This window comes from Halomarina rubra, assembly GCF_023699475.1.
Taxonomy (GTDB): Archaea; Halobacteriota; Halobacteria; order Halobacteriales; family Haloarculaceae; genus Halomarina; species Halomarina rubra.
The window spans coordinates 409,027-424,967 of the sequence record NZ_JALXFV010000008.1 but is presented as its reverse complement, the minus strand read 5'-3'; the positions used below and the strand labels follow the sequence as shown (position 1 = coordinate 424,967).

Below are 15,941 nucleotides of genomic sequence, written 5' to 3'. Positions count from 1 at the left end.
CGACGACGCTCCGAGACGCATCAGTCGTCGTCGGTCGGCGCGCCCCGTGCCCCGGCGGTCGCGTCGGCGTCGCGCCACGACCCGGTCCGGTACCAGGTGAACGCGATGAGCGCCCCCAGCGCGTTCGAGACGAGGAACGCCGCCCAGACGCCCTGACGAGCGACCGGGAAGAACTCCGGGAAGTACTGGGAGGCGACCCACGCGAACGGGAGACGGATGACCGCGAGCGTGGCGATGGAGATGACGGCGGCGACGAGCGTCTTGCCCGCACCGCGGAACGCCCCGGTGTACGCCCGGAGCACGCCGATGAAGCCGAACGACGGCGCGACCCAGCGCAGGAACTCCGCACCGACTTCGACGACCTCCTGGTCGCCCGTGAACGCGTTCACGATGGGTTCGGGGAACGCGAACACGACCAGCCCCATCGCCGAGAGGATGAGGAACATCGCCCCCGAGGCGATACCCGCCGACTTCGCCGCGCGGTCCGGTTTCCCCGCCCCGATGTTCTGACCGGCCATCGTCTCGACGCCCCGACCCACCGCGATAGCGGGCAGGAAGATGACCGAGAACACGCGCACGCCGATACCGAACGCAGCGACGACGGTCTGGGGGAACAGCGCGACGATGACCAGAAAGAGGTTCACCGACAGCGCCCGCCCGGTCCCTTCGATGGACGCGGGCACGCCGAGTTTCACGATGCGTTCCGCGTACTCCAGGTCCGGGCCCATGTCCCGCAGGTGAATCTGGATGCCCCGCCGGCCGCGGAACATGATTGCGAGACCGACGACCATCGCCAACGCCCGCGAGACGATGGTCGCGATGGCCGCCCCCGCGATGCCCGACCCGGTGTAGCCCGTCGCCGAGAGCAGCGACGCCTCCAGCCCCTCCAGACCGAGGATGGAGAACAGCGGGTTGCCGTCGAACCCGAAGATGAGGATCGGGTCGATGAGGATGTTGAGGACGACGGTCCCGAGCATGACGAGCATCGGCGTGACGGTGTCGCCCGCCCCGCGCATCAGCGAGATGAAGATGAAGAAGCCGAACATGAACGGCAGGCCGAGCGCGATGACCTGCATGTAGCTGGCGGCGGCCGGGAGCGTCTCCGCGGAGGCCCCGAGCAGGCCCAGCAGGTCGTCGACGACGAAGAAACCGAGCGCTCCGGCGGCGACGCTCACGAGTATGGAGAACGTCACCGTCTGGGAGGCGGCGTACTCCGCCGCGCGCTCGTCGCCCTTCCCGGTGTTCTGGGCCACGAGGATGGACCCGGCGACGGAGACCCCCATCCCCAGCGAGATGAGCAGGAACACCATCGGGAACGCGAACGTGATTGCCGCGAGCGCCGTCGTTGAGTACTGGCCGAGCCAGAACGTGTCCGCGAGGTTGTACGCCGTCTGGAGGAGGTTGGTGACGACGATGGGCAACGAGAGGTAGAACAGCGGCCAGCCGATGCCGCCGTCGGTCAGGTCGACCTCCTCTCGGCCTCCGAACAGCCCCGAGAGGCGCTCTCGCAGACTCACCGCACCACCCGAGTCGAGACCGGCGGTTGGACGTACATCGGTTGCTGACTGAACGGTTAGTCAGCGACCCGCTAATGCGTTACGACTCCGAACGTGCCTGGGTGTCACTGGCGACCAGGAGCTACCAGACGGTCCGGACCCGTCGCTCGACGGGCCAGTCGAACGGACGAGAAACGAGCTTACTCGACGCTGCCGCCCTTCTTACGGGTGATGTAGCCTGCGACGCGGTTGCGGACCTCCTTCGAGTCGATGTTGGTCAGTTCGACGACGACCTCCTTGTTGTGGTCGAAGTCGGTGCTGAACGCTTCGTCGTACTTCTCCAGCAGCGTCGTCGCCGTCTTCTTGACGTAGGCGGGTTTGATGGCCATGCCCGTTCGTCTCGTCGGCGCGGCTAAAAGCGTTCGTTTCTGTATCGAATCTCGGTCGTGAGACCGTCTCCCGATGGGTGGTCGGGGCACCGAGTACGGTCCTCCGGGGACCGGGGCGACGCTCACGAGCGGGTCGATGAGTGTAGCCGACAACAGCTATCGAGTCGTAGTGTGGAGAGACACGTACACTGGGCCGAAACGGTACAGTGGCGGCATGAGACATGGGAGACCGACACGACGAAGGTGCGGGTTGGGGCTCGCACCGTCGTGTCCGCTTCTCGGAGACCAGTGTACGCGCCACCGGCCATGCGAAGGGGGTATGTAAAGAGCTGATGCCGGGATGGTTTGACTCGGCGGCCCTCGTCTGACGGACGACCGACGGTCGTCCGCGCTTTCGGCCCGCCGCGACCTACTCGATGCGCGTCGGTGGCGCGTCCTCGTCCGCCACCGCCCGCGTCCGGGTCTCCTCGTCCCAGTCGGTGAGCAGTCCGTAGCGCGTCATCGTGTCCATCCCCGCGAGCGCGGCCCGCAACTGGAGTCCGACGAGCGGGACCTCCGCGACGCTGATGATGACGTCCGCCTGCAGGATGACGCCGTCGCGCAGGATGACGTCGAGCAGGTCGACGATGGCGTCGCCGTCCCTACGCGGCTCCATCGTCGACCTCTGGGACGAAGGAGTACGGCGGCCACGGCCCGGTGAACCGCACCGAGACGCCCTCCTCGGCGGCCACCTCGTCGAGGAGCGCCCCGACCGCCTCGACGGCGTCGTCGTCGGCGAGCATCGTCAACCGGGCCTGGACGGTCCCCTCCCGGTCGGGAGTGTCCCCGAGCGTCGTCGTCGGGTCGTCGAGCGTCTGGACGTCGTCGGCGTGGGCGGACACGTCCGACACGAGTGTCTCGGTGCGCTCGGCCCGACGCTGGTGGCGTAGTTCCTTCAGGCGCTGGTCGTACTGCTTGTCGACGAGGAACGCCGTCCCCTCGCTGGAATCGTCGCGCTGGTCGGCGAGTTCCTGGAGGCGTGGGTCGGTGTCGGCGAGCCCCGCGTCCAGCGTCTCCTCGTCGACGAGCACCTCGATACGGTACTCCGACCGACCCGCGAACTCCTCCAGGACGGCCCTGAGTCCGTCGTGCTGGTCGGCCAACCACGTCCGGACGGTGTCGTCGTCACCCTGGACGATGGTGTCGAACCGGAACGGGACGGGCGTCCCGAATCGCTCGGTGGCGGCGTCGACGACGGCCTGGTGTGACAGGAGCCAGCCCTGCACCTCGGTCGGGTCGTTCGAGTCGTACAGTCCGTCGCAGTCGTGGACGAGCAGGCCGACGCCGCGACCGGCCTGCGACCCGTCACTTGTGACCAGTCGCACGGGTTCGTCCTCGACACCCGTGACGTCGGGCGTCCGGTCCGAGTCGTCGTCGAGCGCGACGGCACAGTAGACGTAGCGGGCGGTGTCGCTCCCGCTCGCGTCGTCGGTCGTTTCGGTATCCGCACCGTCGGTCGCGTCGCCGGGTGCGTCCTCGGTGGCATCGGCCGTCGAGTCGGTCATAGCTCCACCTGCATCATCGCGTCGCGGACCAGTCCGTCGAGGTCACCGCGGAGTTCGTCGACCGGTCCTTCGATTCCGTGGACCTCCTTCATCCGCTCCAGTTCGTCCTCCAGCGACGCGAGTTGCTGGCCGACGCGTTCGATCTCGGCGTCGGTGAGCGACCCAGACTCCATCCGGCGGATGGCCTCGCGTTCGAGCGCCTCGACGACCAGTTCGACCACCGTGACGACGAGCGCGACGAGCCCGTCACCGGCCGCCTCCCCGTCGATGTCGATCTGCGTCACTCCTCGCCCTCCGTGTCCTCGGCCGCGTCGTCTGCGGCGTCGCCGCTCCCGCCGTCGTCTCCCTCGCCCGTCGTGGCCTCGGCGACGTTCTCGACGGCGTCCTCGACCGCCTCGGCCACCGAGTCGTCCTCGTCGTCGGCCGGTCGTTCGCCCACGCCGCCGCGACTCGGACTGCGGACCGAGATGGGGGCCCCGTCGTCGGCCTCGTCGCCTTCCTCCAGTGGGTCGACGCCGGCGGCCTCCTGGACGCGTTTCGCGTCGGTGCCGTCGGGGAACTGCAGGCCGTACTTCGCGGCCGTCTCGAACGAGGCGATGGCGGCCCGGATGTGGACGCCGAGCAGTTCGGTCTCGCCGACCGAGACCGCGATGTCGGCGTTGATGACGATTCCTTTGTCGAGCAGGAGCTCCACGACGTCCGCGAGGCTGTCGCCCTCGCGGGTCGGTCCTGGCGTGCGTCGCTTGCGGCTCTCGCGGTCCGGTTGGGTTCGGTCAGTCATTGTTGTCCTCCGTGTCCTCCGTGGGGTCCTCGAACCGGTCGCCGTAGATGCGCTCGCGGTTCGGTGCCGTCGAGTAGCGCGTCTCGGTCGGGACGGTCGAGAACTTCCCGGCGTTGCCGATGTCCGCCCGCGCGGCGGCCATCGTCGAGAACGCCGACGGGTTCCGAGAGTCGGGCTGGCCGACGCCCTCGGTCTTCTCGGCGAGTTCCGCGCGACGTTCGATTAGCTGTCTCCGAGCGTCGAGGACGCCCTCGCGGAACTCGTCGACGGCGTCGCGTAGCTGGGACTGGATGGCCGTCTGGAACGCCTCGGAGTCGGCGGCGTCCGCGAGACTCGACCACTCGACGCCCGCGTCGTCGCCGCCCGCGTCGTCGACCGACTCGCCGACGTACGACTTCCACTCCGCGAGCGCCTCCTCCCCGAGCGCCTCCTCGATGGCCGCCTCCAACTCGTTGGCGTTGCGCCAGAACTCCCGGACGTCGACGGCGTCGAACAGGTCACCGAGTTCGAGCACGTCGAGCAGTTTCGTCGTGTCGACGGCGTCGCCCGCTTCGCCGGAGACGATGGCACCGGCGAGGGCGTCGACGTCGATGGCCTCGGGCAGTTCGCTCAGGTCGACGGCGTCGGGGAGTCGGTCCGCGTCGACGGTCCCCGCCAGCTCGCCGGCCTCCGTCGCGACGCTCTCGAGGTCCTCGAGCGCGTCGAGGGCGTCCCCGGTCGCGCCGGTCGCCAGCGACGTGACGATGTCGACCAGGTCCTGACGGGCGCGCTCGGCGAGGGTCGTCTCGGTCTCCTCGCTCGAAGACTCGCCGTTCGTGCCGCCGGCCTCGTCGTCGGGACTCACTGTCGCACCTCGATGCGGCCGCTCAACTGTTCGCGTGCCTGTTCGGCCACCTCCAGGCGGTTCTCGATGTCGGCGCGACGCTCCTCGTACTCCGTCTCGGTCAGCTCCCCGAGTTCGAACAGCAGACGGTTCTCCTTCAGTTCGTCCCGGAGCGCGTCGGTGTCGTACATGCCCTCGATAGCCATCGAGTGGATGACGTTGAGCAGTCCGAGGAACGGCCGGACGAGCAGGTCGTCGACGACGAACGTCATCTCACTTCGCCTCGATGGCGACGTCGACGAAGTTGTACGGTGCCCACGGTCCCGTGTACTGGAGCGTGAGCGCGTCGTACGCCTCGTCGATGTCGTCGATGGCCTCGTCGAACGCCTCGCGTTCGTCGCGCTCGACGAGGTAGGAGCTGTTCACGACGAGTCGGTCCGAGAACAGGTCGTTCTCGACGGTACCGACGCTCACCGGCGCGAGTCGCTCGTCGACCCGTTCGGCGACCGCCTCGCGGTCGACCGTGGCCCCCTCCTCGGCGACGAGTTTGACGCCGAGCTCGTAGGTGCCGTCGATGTCGTTCAACGACCGCGAGAACGTCGGTCGGCCCGTTCGGAGGATGTTCTTCAACGGTCGCTTGCCCTTGAACACCATCCCGAACTGCATCGGGACGACGGTCCGCTCGGCGTCGACCATCACCGCTCTGAGGACGTCGTCGTGCGCCCGGACGTTCTCGTCGGTCCGCTCGGGGTCCATGTCGTCGACCGGCGAGACGACGGCTGCCAGCGGCCCGTGTGAGACCGTCGAGACGTCCTCGGAGCCGTCGACGCCCGTCGCGTCGACCGCCAAGCTCCCGTCGTCGGGCGTGACGCCGTACGCGTAAAGGTTGTCGCTCATCCGCTATCGCGCGGGGATTCTCCAGACCGCTACCAATAACCCGTGCCTGCACACGAAAGGTCGACGTCCCCCGTCCCGGTCCGCGGGGGGCCGACCGGCCTGTGCAGGCAATAGGGTCTACCCCTCGCTTCGAGTGTCGGTACCCGATGGCAACCAACACGCCGAACGCGTCGAGTCTCGCGGAGGTCCTCGACCGAATCCTCGACAAGGGTATGGTCATCGACGTCTGGGCCCGTATCTCGGTGGTCGGTATCGAGATCCTGACCGTCGAAGCCCGCGTCGTGGTCGCGTCCGTCGACACGTTCATCCACTACGCCCAACAGATATCGATGATAGAACAAGCCAGTCAGACTGGCGAACTGGAGGACATGCAGAACCTCGAGACGGGCGTGGGCCCCATCGAACCCCGCGCTATCGAAGTCGAGGAGTCCTGAGCGCCACCGAGTGAGCTATGTCCGACACCGACCAGTGTCGAGCGCTCACCGCCGGCGGCGAGCGGTGCACCCGCCCCGCACAGGACGATGGTTTTTGTTACCAGCACGACGAAGACGACCCGACCATCGATGACGACACAACCGACACGACGACGGACGACGAATCGACCGCCGAATCGTCGACCACGGAGGACGACGTGAGCGACGAGAACGACGAAGACGTCGGCGACGACGAGTCCGAAGCAAGCCAGAGCGACGACGGGACGGTCGGCCTCATCGAAGTGCGCGACACGGTCCGGTCGAACGCCGGCAAACTCATCGGCCACCCGTTCGACGCGCTCGTCGAGGTCGGCCGACAGCGCGACGACGACGGCGAGGACGACGGCTGGCTGGCGGTCGTCGAGGTCGTCGAGCGCAAGGCCGTCCCCGACACCCAGGACATCCTCGGCCGCTACGAGATCGACCTGAACGACCGCGGGGAGTTCCAGTCGTACCGGCGCGTCCAGCGACTCCACCGCGGCGACACGGGCGAGTCGGAGGTCTGACTCGCCGAACGGTCGACCGGTCAGGCGTCCTCCAGGGTCGCCTCGAACCGCTTCCACGCTTCTCTGGTGCGCGGCCCGCCACACGAGTCGACGACCGACTCGCAGTCCTCGATTCGCCCGCGGAGCCTCGCGTCCTCGTACCCCGGCACCCCGAGTCGCGAGGCCGCCACGGTCGCCTCGACCACCGCAGCGTGTGCACGGTCGACCGTCGGGACGACCCGTCGCTCGACGCTCGCCTCGACGGGCGACAGCGCCCACTCGACCCACTCCGTCTCGCCCGCCGCTCCCTCCGCGACGGCGTCGACGGTGACGTGGACCCACGCGTCGGCGCTCGGCAGGACCGGTTCGTCTTCCTCGCGGACGGTACACGCCGCCTCGACGAAGTCCACCGGGTCGCGGGTGAACTGGACGTACCCCGCGCCGCGCTCGCGGAAGTTCCGCCACGTCCGGGTCCGCCCCCACGTTCGGGCGGTGACGCGCGCGTCGGGGCCGCCGGAGTCGCCGGGGTCGGTCGTCGGGTCCGCGGGGGCGAACAGCCCCAGCGCGGCGACGTTCCACCGGTCGTTGGGACCGAGCGTCGTCACGACGGACTCGGTCGCCCCCTCCCAGCCGACCGGCCAGCCCGCTGGTGCGGGCGGCCCGACGTGCTCGTGGCCCGTCCGTTCCGCTCCGACTCCCCCGTCGCCAGTCTCCCTCTCGCCAGTCACACCACCACCCCGCGTTCGAGCGCGACGAACAGCCCCGCCGCGACGATGTCGGCGGTCGTCCCGGGGTTGACACCCCGCTCGACGAACTCCGCGGCGACCGTCTCGGCGTCCGCGTCGCCGGCGAGCACCGCCCGCGCGCGCTCGGTCGCCTCCTCCGCGGCGGCCTCGCCGCTCGTCTTCGCGACGAACGTGTCACCCTCCTCGGCGAGCAGGTGGAGGAAGGCTCGCGCACCGCGCTCGGAGACGGGACCGTCGTCGGCGACGACACGCTCGGCCGTCGCGAACGTCCGCGGGAACCCCTCGGTCCACTCGCGGGCGATGCCGTCGACGGACGCACTCTGCGCCATCAGCTCCGCGAGCGTCAGTCCACGCTCGCGGACCGCCGGGACCGCCGCGCTCCCACGGCGGACGTCGAGGGCGGCCATCTCCTCGGGCGGGTCACCGACAGCGACGCCGACGTGGTCGAACGCGCGATAGAACGCACAGGCGTCGTCGACCGTCGTGTCCGCGACGGCGGCCTCGACGCCCTCGTGCGTCGAGTCGTCGCGACTCGCCGCGCGGACGAGCGGACAGAGCGCCAACAGCGCCCCGAACTGCGTGTTGCCGCCACGCTGGTCGGCCATCCCACAGACCGCTCGCTCGAACGCCTCGCCGAGCGGCCCGTCGCCGGCGGCCGCGCGCAGTCCGGGGGCCGCGCCGACCGCTCCCGCGAGGAAGTGGTCGAAGTGGAGGTCGGGGTGGTCGCGCTGGCGGTCGACGTTGCCCGGTTTCGGCGTGCCCGCGACTTCGAGCAGCAGGGCGAGTTCGGCGTTCCGTGCGGGGGTACGCCGACGCACGTCGTCGGTCGAGCGGTCACCAGTACCCTCGCTCATCGTGCCCCCGTCGGTCGCTCCTCGGTCGTCTCGGGAGCGTGCGTGGCGAACCACTCGTCGGTCGCGCGGCGGACTCGCCTCAGCACACGCGGGTCGTCGCTCGGGCGACCGACGCTCACCGCGTCCGCACCGAAGTCGAGGTACTCGCGGACCGTCTCGCGGTCACGGACGCCGTTGTTGGCGACGACGAACGCGTCGCACGCGGCGGCGACCTCCCCGACGACGTGTTCGGAGTCCATCGCGTCGACGTGGAGGACGGCCGCACCCGCAGCGACCAGGTCGGGCGCGAGCGTCGGCAGGTCGACGCCAGGAATCTCGGCGCGTAGTTTCACGCTCACCGTCGCCCCCGTCGCCGCGGCTGCGGCGACTTGCTCGCACAGTCCGTCGCCGTCGCGCAGGAGCGTCTCGCCCGCGCCGGCCGCGCACATCTCGTCCTGTCGGCAGTGCGCGTTCAGTTCGAGGAGCGCGCCGTGGTCGGCACAGACCGCGCCGACGGCGCGAACGGGGTCGAGCGTCGCACTGCGGACGTTCATCGCGGGACGGACGGGAACGTCAGCCAGCGCCGCGAGTTGGGCGTCGACGAACGCGACGGGGTCGTCGGGCAGGAACTCCTCGCGCTCGCGGGCGACGAGCGCTCGGGCCGCCTCCCGTGTGGCGTCGTCGAGCGAGACACCGCCGAGGAACGCACACCCGGCGTACTCGCTGGCTGCACGTGCCCACTCGGCGTCGGCCGCTCCCGAGAGGCTCGCGACCGCGACGCGTGGTTCGAACGGGTCGAAACGTGTCGTCGCGGCGCACATCACGCCACCTCGTCGAGCGCCGCGCGGACGGCGCGGGCGACGCGCTCGCTGTCGTCCGAGGTGTCGAGCGTCGTGTCGGTACGGACCACGGGTCGGTCGAGGTCTGTCGGGTCCTCGTCGTCGAGGACGAACGCGTCGGCGAAGGGGTAGGTGTCGGCGACGCCCGCCGTGGAGGGGTCGCGACCGGTCGCGGCCATCAGCTTCGCGGCCGGCCCGGAGAACACCCGGTCGCCGACGAACGGCGAGACGGCGACCACCGGCGTCGAGTCGAGCGCCGCGCGGAACTCGTCGAGCGCGAGCATCGGCCCGAGACTCGTCACCGGATTGGAGGGGCCGATGACGACCGGTGCGTCGAGCGCGTCCGCGACGGCGGGGGTGACGGTCGCCGTCTCGGCACCGCGGAACTCCACGTCCTCGACGCGAGGGTCACCGCCGCGCGCCACCCACCACTCCTGGAAGTGCATCGGACCGTCGGGCGTGTGAATCATCGTCGCGACGGGGTCGTCGCTCATCGGCAGGAGGGTGCGTTCGACGTCGAACGCGTCACAGAGCACGCGGGTCGCCTCGGTCAGCGTGTACCCCTCGTCGACGAGGCCGGTACGGGTGAGGTGGACCGCGCGGTCGGCGTCGCCGATGTACATGAACTCCGCGACGCCCGAGAAGCGCCGCCACCGGGCGATGTCCCGACCTGCGGTCTGAGCTTCGGGGGGGAGGTAGCGTGGTTCGGTGTCGAGACCGGCCGACTCGGCGAGGTCGTGGAGGTGCTCGTGAGTGGTCCCCCCGTCGTCGGCGATGCCCCACCACGTCTCGCGGTCGAGGACGCCGCCGTCGAGGAACAGTTGGGTGTCGAGGTCCGGGCTGACGAGGTGGCCCGCTATCTCCACGTCGTCGCCCGTGTTGCCCACCACCGTCGTCTCGGTGGGGGCGAACACCGCGTCGGCACCGGCCAGCAGTTTGGGCGTCCCAGTTCCGCCCGCGAGAAACGTCGTCATGGCTCGGCGTTGTGCGGTTACGGGCTTGTATCTGACTGTCACGGCCCTCGGGGGAGAGCCCGCGAGCGAGGCGGCGTGTGGTGGCCGGGGCTTGCAGTGTGCGGCCACCACGACTACGGGGGTGGCGCGAGTCCCGCCCACCATGTCGCTCGAAACCTACCGACTCGTCGTCGCGGAGGCCGATACGACCGAGGGGATGACCGTCGACCTCTACGACGAGGACGACCTCCTCGCGGCGTCGGAGCGCGTCCCCTACGGCGAGTTCGGACTCGTCGCCGTCCGCGACGGTGAGCGCCCCGACCCCATCGAGCGCGAGACGACCGCCGACGTCCGGACCGTCTCGGTCGACGTCCAGCGTCGGCAGGGCGCGTTCGAGATTCGCGTCCTCGGGGACACCGACGAACGCCTCCTGACCGAGCGTGTCGCCGACAGCGAGTGGAACATCGCGACGGCCGAGTAGCGTACTCTCGGAGGGTAGACAGTCACGAACGGTTGAACGACAGCGCACTGGCACTTAAACGACCGGGAATAACCCAGCGAAGGGTTAGGGTCGAACGTACAGTGTGTCGTGATAGACCATGGCAATTAACAGACGGCGGTTCGTCATCGCGTTCGTGGTCGGGAACGTTCTGTTGCTCGGCGTCGGCGCTTCCATCGTTATGGGTGGTGTCGCAGTGGCCGTCCCGACTGCGGGCGTCGGGGGGTTCACCGTCGAGTTCGACCAGTTGCAAGGGGAGGGGTTCCAGCAGTACGCTAGCGTCGAGAACAACTCCGAGTGTGCGGCCTACCCGTCGTTCACCGCACAGATAGACAGCGGGACCATCTCGGGGCTCCACCTGTACAAGGACATCGAGATGCCGAACGGCGACACGATGCGGTTGTCCATCAAGTCCGATCAGACCGCTGAGTTCACCGGGTTGACACAGAAGGCGACGTACCTCAACGCCGACCTGACGTTCGACCAGGGCCAGACCATCCAGGCCGGCGCGCCCTCGGCCGACGTCCAGGACCAGATCTCGCTGTCCGCGCCGGGCGTCACCATCGAGGACGCGACCATCAAGTCACAGGCGCAGTTCGTGAACTCCATCACGCTGCCCGGGACTCAGGTCCAGACCACGCTCAACCCGAACGACTCGGCGACCGCGCCCAAGACCGCTTGCGCGGCGTCCAACTGACCATGAGTGCGATAGACGCCGTGTCGACGGTCCGGCAGTCCGGCCCCGTCCAGCGGGCGGCGAGCTACCGGTCGCGCTGGCAGTCGTGGAAACACGACCGCCCGTTCTGGGGTGGCGTGTTGCTGACGCTCTCGGGGCTGGTCATCGGCATCATCCCGCTCGACCTGGCGATGAAGTTCGCGCTCATCCCGACGGAGTTCGCCTTCGTCGGGCTCATATTCGCCGTGTTCGTGGTGCTCTGTGGGCTGTTCGCCCTGGCGAAACCCGAACTGGCGGAGTTCTTCGGGGCGGCGGGGATGCTCATCAGCATCATCTCGATATTCGGCGCGCTCGGGGGGTTCGTCGTCGGGACGCTGCTCGGCATCCTCGGCGGCGCGCTGTGCATCGCGTGGGTCCACCCGAGCGAGGAGTCGGCGGCCGCACCCACCGAGCAGTCCTCGTCCACGGACGCCGCGGAGACGACGGACTGAGCGCTCACCGGTTCGGTTCTTTTTCTAGCGACGGTTCGAGGAGAGTCAGACGCCCCGTTGGAGCAGCGTCCCGAACAGGCGTGCCTCCGCCTTCCGGAGGTGTTCGTCGATGGTCGAGGTAGCGACGTCCAGTTCCCGGGCGATGGACTCGTGGGTCGCGTCGCGTGGCACGTCGTAGTAGCCGAGTTCGAACGCCGTCTTCAGCACCTCGCGCTGACGGTCGGTCAGCGTGGTCAGCAGTTGGCCGTCACCGGGTGCGTACTCCCCGGCACACTCGACGTGGACGACCAGGTCGTCGGGGAACTCGTGGAACGCCTCCCGCAGGCTCTCCTGACGGCCGGCGACGGTGATGAGGACGGCACCGTCCTCGCGGAACTCGATGGGAGTCTCGACGACGAGCGCGTACTTCTGAGCGAGGTACATCAGCGTCCCCGCGGGCGGCCCCGGCTTGACGTAGACGTAGATGTAGGACGCCGCCTCGGTGACGTCGAGCACCTCGTAGTCGATGACGTCCTCGTGGTCGTCAAGGCGCTCGCGGAGCGTGTCGAGCGGTCCACTCAGTTCGTAGAACAGCACGCCGGTGCCGTCGAACATCGCGTCGACGTACCGTAGCGCCTCCCGTTCGACGCCGGGGAGCTCCGAGATCGACGCCCCCACCGGATGGATACCGCCGCTCGGAGGATATAGTGCGATGGTGACGTATCGCATATCCGACTACTAACATAGTTTCCAGTATTACCGTTCTGGCTAACGGTTATGGGTCTCGATAGGGGCTCTTAAACCACCGGCAATGCCTCGGTCAACCCCCTTGTCGTGCGCTGTCGTACCACGCGTCAGTCGTGAACCCCAGCGCCTTCCGTACGATGCTCGCGGTCGGACTCGTCTGTTCGTTGCTGGTGGGGGCCGTCGCGCCGGCCAGTTCCGCGGTCGGTCTCGGCGTGGCCGAGGACGAGACGGTACGGGGCACCGGCCCACCGCTGCTCCTCCAGGAGAACGGGACGTCGAACGACTCGGCCGACGGTTCGACGAACGGTTCGGCGAGCGAGTCGGGGAACGGGAGTCTCGCATCGCTGGTCGACGCGGGCTGTCTGCCCGCGAACCTCGTGCTCTCGAACGTCGCCATCGACGCCTACCGACAGGAGACGACGCGGCTGAACATCCGCTCGCTCGCCGCCGACACCAAAGCCGAGAGCCACGAGGGGCCGTTCACGGTCGAGGCCTCGAAGATCGTCGTCGGGAAGCTCTGTATCCGGTCGCCCGTCGACGAGCGCCGAGGGTTCAAACTCGTGATGGACGACGTCGACATCACCGACGGCTCCATCCGCGGCGGGAAACTCGACCTCGCGTTCCAGCGCGCCCACGCCGACCGAATGCGTCTGTGGGTGTCCGCGTCGACGCTCCGCACGCTGCTCCCACAGCTCCCGATTCCGGGCGCGAACGACAGCGGTCCCATCGGCAACGTGACCGACCCGGTCGGTGACGTCGTGAACAACACGACCGACACCGTCGGGGACGTCGTGGACAACACGACCGGGACAGTGGGCGACGTCGTCGACGACACCACTGGCACGGTCGGCGACACGGTCAACAACACCACGGGGACGGTCGGAGACGTCGTCGACAACACTACGGGGACGGTCGGTGACACCGTCAACAACACCACCGGCACCGTCGGTGACACGGTCGACAACACGACCGATTCGGTCGGCGACACCGTCGACGACACCACGGACGAGGTCGGGGACGTGGTCGACAACAACGCGACCGGCCCGGTCGGAGACGTGGTGAACGACACCACCGACACGGTCGGCGACGGGGTCGAGAACACCACCGACGACGTGGGTGACGCCGTCGAGAACACCACGGACACCACCGGTGACGCGGTCGACGACACCACGGGCACGGTCGGTGACACCGTCAACGACACGACGGACACGGTGGGCGACACCGTCGACGACACCACCGACGCGGTGAACGACACCGTCTCGGACCCGACGGAGGCCGGCAACGAGACCCGGGAGTTGGTGAACGAGACGGGCGACAACGTCGGTGACACCGTCGACGACACCACCGACGCGGTCGACGACACCACCGACACCGTCGACAACACCACCGACGACACGCTCGGCGAGACGAGCGGGACCGTCGACGACACCACCGATACGGTCGACAACACGACCGACGGTGTCACCGGCGCGCTCGACGACGCGACGAACGACACCGCTGCTGGCGACACCGTCGACGACACCACCGACGCGGTCGACGACACCACCGACGCCGTCGAGAACACCACCGACGACACGACCGACGCGGTGACGAACACGACCAGCGACGTGGTCGACGAGACGACTGACGCCGTCGACGACACCACCGACGCCGTCGACAACACGACGAGCGGACTTCTCAGCACCGACGACTCGACGACGGAGAGCACGACTTCGGGGACGACCGAGACCACGACGACCGAGACCACGACGGAAACCACGTCCACCGAGACCACGTCGACGGAGAAGACGACCGAATCCACTTCCACCGAATCCACCACGACCGAGACCTCCAGCGCGGTCGAGGAGACCGGTGAGACGGTCGAGAACGTCACCGACGGCGTCGGCGACACGCTCGACGGCGCGACGGGCGGTGACGACGACGGGAGCAGCGGGAACGAGAGCGACGACGACGACGACGGACTGTTCTCGCTCGGGACGGTCCTGTCGGGCCTGGACGCTCGCCCGTCCGCGTAGCGAGGCACCTTTCTCTCCCCCTCACGAGCGAGGGACATGAACACGGTCAAGGACGGCGTCCACGACCACATCGCCCTCGACCCGCTGGCGGACGCACTGGTCGACACGCCCGCCTTCCAGCGGTTACGCCACATCAAACAGCTCTCGACGGTCCGACTGGTCTACCCCTCGGCGAACCACACGCGATTCGAGCACTCGCTGGGCGTCTACCACCTCGCGCGCCAGGCGCTCGACTCGCTGGGCGTCACGGGCGAGCGCGCTCGCCACGTCCGGGCCGCCGCGCTCCTCCACGACATCGGCCACGGACCCTACGGTCACCAGACCGAGGACGTCATCATGCGCCACGCGGGCGAGCACCACGACGAGATCCACGACCTGCTGTCGGGCACCGAGGCCGCCGCCGTGTTGCGGGAGTTCGACTGTTCGCCCGACCGCGTCGCCGACCTCGTCGCTGGCGACGACGAGTTGGGCCAGCTCGTCTCGGGCGAACTCGACGTCGACCGGATGGACTACCTGGTCAGAGACGCCCACCACACCGGCGTCCCCTACGGCACCATCGACACCGGCCGACTCGTCCGCCAGCTCCGGGTCCGTGACGGCGAGTTGGTCCTCGCGGAGGGGAACGTCCAGACCGCCGAGTCGATGCTGCTCGCCCGGTCGCTGATGAACGGCATCGTCTACCGCCACCACGTCTCGCGTATCGCCGGAACCATGCTCGAACGCGGTGCCGAGCGCATCGTCGACGGCGGCGTCCCCATCGAGACGTTCCGACGGTTCGCCGACCACGACCTGCTGTTCGCCCTCCGCGAGCACGCCCCCGACCTCGGCCGTCGCATCGAGGAACGCGACCTGTTCAAACGCGCGGTGTGGGTCGGTCAGGAGACCGTCCCGGCCGGCGTCACCGAGTTCCCACGCGAGTCGATTCGAGAGGCCGAGCGCGACATCGCCGACCGCGCGAACGTGCCCGACGACGACGTCCTGCTCGACGTCCCCTCGCTCCCGTCGATGCGGGAGGCCAACGCCCGCGTCGTCGTCGGTGGTGTCGTCCAACGGCTGGAGACGGCGTCCGACCTCGTCGGCGCGCTCCGTGCGGGCGAGCGAGCGCGGTGGCGACTGGGCGTCTACACGCCCGACGAGTGCGTCGACGACGTAGCGACGGCGGCCCGGGACGTGCTCGGCATCGCCGGGGAGTGAGCGGGCACTGCCGAGTCCGAGCGGTAGCGAGCGCCGAGGGCGCTGAACCGCACGAGAGACCGCGCTGACGCCGACTCGGTG

21 protein-coding genes are annotated in these 15,941 nt (G+C 68.9%); 7 read left to right on the top strand and 14 right to left on the bottom strand.

Annotation, left to right across the window (positions count from 1 at the left end; all coding sequences use genetic code 11):
- Positions 1 to 20: 20 nt before the first annotated feature.
- The 9 genes from M1L36_RS17115 to M1L36_RS17075 all read right to left on the bottom strand — a co-directional run bounded on the left by M1L36_RS17115 (position 21) and on the right by M1L36_RS17075 (position 5,930).
- Positions 21 to 1,517, bottom strand: coding sequence for an MATE family efflux transporter (locus M1L36_RS17115; RefSeq protein WP_250874949.1), 1,497 nt, complete (start codon positions 1,515 to 1,517; stop codon positions 21 to 23).
- A gap of 179 nt (positions 1,518 to 1,696) precedes the next feature.
- Positions 1,697 to 1,885 carry a 30S ribosomal protein S17e gene (locus tag M1L36_RS17110; protein WP_250874948.1) on the bottom strand — a complete coding sequence of 63 codons (189 nt, stop codon included), beginning with the start codon at positions 1,883 to 1,885 and terminating at the stop codon, positions 1,697 to 1,699.
- 409 nt (positions 1,886 to 2,294) lie between these two features.
- Complete coding sequence (gene gvpM, locus M1L36_RS17105) at positions 2,295 to 2,540, bottom strand: gas vesicle protein GvpM (RefSeq protein WP_250874947.1); 246 nt, start codon at positions 2,538 to 2,540, stop codon at positions 2,295 to 2,297.
- Positions 2,527 to 3,429, bottom strand: coding sequence for a gas vesicle protein GvpL (gvpL, locus tag M1L36_RS17100; protein WP_250874946.1), 903 nt, complete (start codon positions 3,427 to 3,429; stop codon positions 2,527 to 2,529). The genes gvpM and gvpL overlap by 14 nt, the downstream gene beginning before the upstream one ends.
- Positions 3,426 to 3,713, bottom strand: coding sequence for a gas vesicle protein GvpK (gvpK, locus tag M1L36_RS17095; RefSeq protein ID WP_250874945.1), 288 nt, complete (start codon positions 3,711 to 3,713; stop codon positions 3,426 to 3,428). Before gvpK ends, gvpL begins: the two co-directional genes overlap by 4 nt.
- On the bottom strand, positions 3,710 to 4,210 hold the full coding sequence (gene gvpJ / locus M1L36_RS17090; protein ID WP_250874944.1) for a gas vesicle protein GvpJ: 501 nt from the start codon (positions 4,208 to 4,210) through the stop codon (positions 3,710 to 3,712). The genes gvpK and gvpJ overlap by 4 nt, the downstream gene beginning before the upstream one ends.
- Positions 4,203 to 5,054, bottom strand: a complete 852-nt coding sequence (locus M1L36_RS17085; RefSeq protein WP_250874943.1) for a hypothetical protein — start codon at positions 5,052 to 5,054, stop codon at positions 4,203 to 4,205. Before M1L36_RS17085 ends, gvpJ begins: the two co-directional genes overlap by 8 nt.
- Entirely contained in the window at positions 5,051 to 5,305 is a 255-nt protein-coding gene (gene gvpG, locus M1L36_RS17080; RefSeq protein ID WP_250874942.1) for a gas vesicle protein GvpG, read from the bottom strand. The genes M1L36_RS17085 and gvpG overlap by 4 nt, the downstream gene beginning before the upstream one ends.
- A 1-nt stretch (position 5,306) precedes the next feature.
- A complete protein-coding gene (locus M1L36_RS17075) occupies positions 5,307 to 5,930 on the bottom strand; it encodes a GvpL/GvpF family gas vesicle protein (RefSeq protein ID WP_250874941.1) in 624 nt (207 codons plus the stop codon).
- A 146-nt stretch (positions 5,931 to 6,076) separates the two neighbouring features.
- Here M1L36_RS17075 and gvpA point away from each other — a divergent pair, with 146 nt between their 5' ends.
- Together gvpA and gvpO are read left to right on the top strand one after the other, a co-directional pair.
- Positions 6,077 to 6,364: a gas vesicle protein GvpA gene (gene gvpA, locus M1L36_RS17070; RefSeq protein ID WP_250874940.1), complete on the top strand. Its 288-nt coding sequence runs from the start codon at positions 6,077 to 6,079 to the stop codon at positions 6,362 to 6,364.
- Positions 6,365 to 6,381: 17 nt separating this feature from the next.
- Positions 6,382 to 6,909 carry a gas vesicle protein GvpO, halophile-type gene (gene gvpO / locus M1L36_RS21475; RefSeq protein ID WP_305794559.1) on the top strand — a complete coding sequence of 176 codons (528 nt, stop codon included), beginning with the start codon at positions 6,382 to 6,384 and terminating at the stop codon, positions 6,907 to 6,909.
- A gap of 20 nt (positions 6,910 to 6,929) precedes the next feature.
- On the opposite strand, the gene M1L36_RS17060 is transcribed toward gvpO, so the two are convergent.
- Genes M1L36_RS17060 through cofD form a run of 4 tightly spaced genes read right to left on the bottom strand, consistent with a single transcriptional unit; the run spans position 6,930 to position 10,280 of the window.
- Positions 6,930 to 7,616: a DUF447 domain-containing protein gene (locus tag M1L36_RS17060; RefSeq protein ID WP_379820289.1), complete on the bottom strand. Its 687-nt coding sequence runs from the start codon at positions 7,614 to 7,616 to the stop codon at positions 6,930 to 6,932.
- Entirely contained in the window at positions 7,613 to 8,488 is an 876-nt protein-coding gene (locus tag M1L36_RS17055) for a triphosphoribosyl-dephospho-CoA synthase (protein ID WP_250874939.1), read from the bottom strand. The genes M1L36_RS17060 and M1L36_RS17055 overlap by 4 nt, the downstream gene beginning before the upstream one ends.
- Positions 8,485 to 9,288, bottom strand: coding sequence for a beta/alpha barrel domain-containing protein (locus M1L36_RS17050; RefSeq protein ID WP_250874938.1), 804 nt, complete (start codon positions 9,286 to 9,288; stop codon positions 8,485 to 8,487). Before M1L36_RS17050 ends, M1L36_RS17055 begins: the two co-directional genes overlap by 4 nt.
- The gene (gene cofD / locus M1L36_RS17045) at positions 9,288 to 10,280 is read right to left on the bottom strand and encodes a 2-phospho-L-lactate transferase (RefSeq protein WP_250874937.1); all 993 of its coding nucleotides are present in this window, start codon (positions 10,278 to 10,280) and stop codon (positions 9,288 to 9,290) included. The genes M1L36_RS17050 and cofD overlap by 1 nt, the downstream gene beginning before the upstream one ends.
- A gap of 142 nt (positions 10,281 to 10,422) precedes the next feature.
- Here cofD and M1L36_RS17040 point away from each other — a divergent pair, with 142 nt between their 5' ends.
- From M1L36_RS17040 to M1L36_RS17030, 3 genes are all read left to right on the top strand, one after another.
- Positions 10,423 to 10,740: a hypothetical protein gene (locus M1L36_RS17040; RefSeq protein WP_250874936.1), complete on the top strand. Its 318-nt coding sequence runs from the start codon at positions 10,423 to 10,425 to the stop codon at positions 10,738 to 10,740.
- A gap of 118 nt (positions 10,741 to 10,858) precedes the next feature.
- The gene (locus tag M1L36_RS17035; RefSeq protein ID WP_250874935.1) at positions 10,859 to 11,455 is read left to right on the top strand and encodes a DUF6230 family protein; all 597 of its coding nucleotides are present in this window, start codon (positions 10,859 to 10,861) and stop codon (positions 11,453 to 11,455) included.
- 2 nt (positions 11,456 to 11,457) lie between these two features.
- Entirely contained in the window at positions 11,458 to 11,925 is a 468-nt protein-coding gene (locus M1L36_RS17030; protein ID WP_250874934.1) for a DUF6114 domain-containing protein, read from the top strand.
- Positions 11,926 to 11,970: 45 nt separating this feature from the next.
- Here M1L36_RS17030 and M1L36_RS17025 read toward each other — a convergent pair whose 3' ends face one another.
- On the bottom strand, positions 11,971 to 12,633 hold the full coding sequence (locus tag M1L36_RS17025) for a helix-turn-helix domain-containing protein (RefSeq protein WP_250874933.1): 663 nt from the start codon (positions 12,631 to 12,633) through the stop codon (positions 11,971 to 11,973).
- 131 nt (positions 12,634 to 12,764) lie between these two features.
- Between M1L36_RS17025 and M1L36_RS17020 the strand changes: the two genes are divergently transcribed.
- Complete coding sequence (locus tag M1L36_RS17020) at positions 12,765 to 14,666, top strand: hypothetical protein (protein ID WP_250874932.1); 1,902 nt, start codon at positions 12,765 to 12,767, stop codon at positions 14,664 to 14,666.
- Between the two features lie 36 nt (positions 14,667 to 14,702).
- Positions 14,703 to 15,860, top strand: a complete 1,158-nt coding sequence (locus tag M1L36_RS17015) for an HD domain-containing protein (protein ID WP_250874931.1) — start codon at positions 14,703 to 14,705, stop codon at positions 15,858 to 15,860.
- The last annotated feature ends 81 nt before the right edge of the window (positions 15,861 to 15,941 follow it).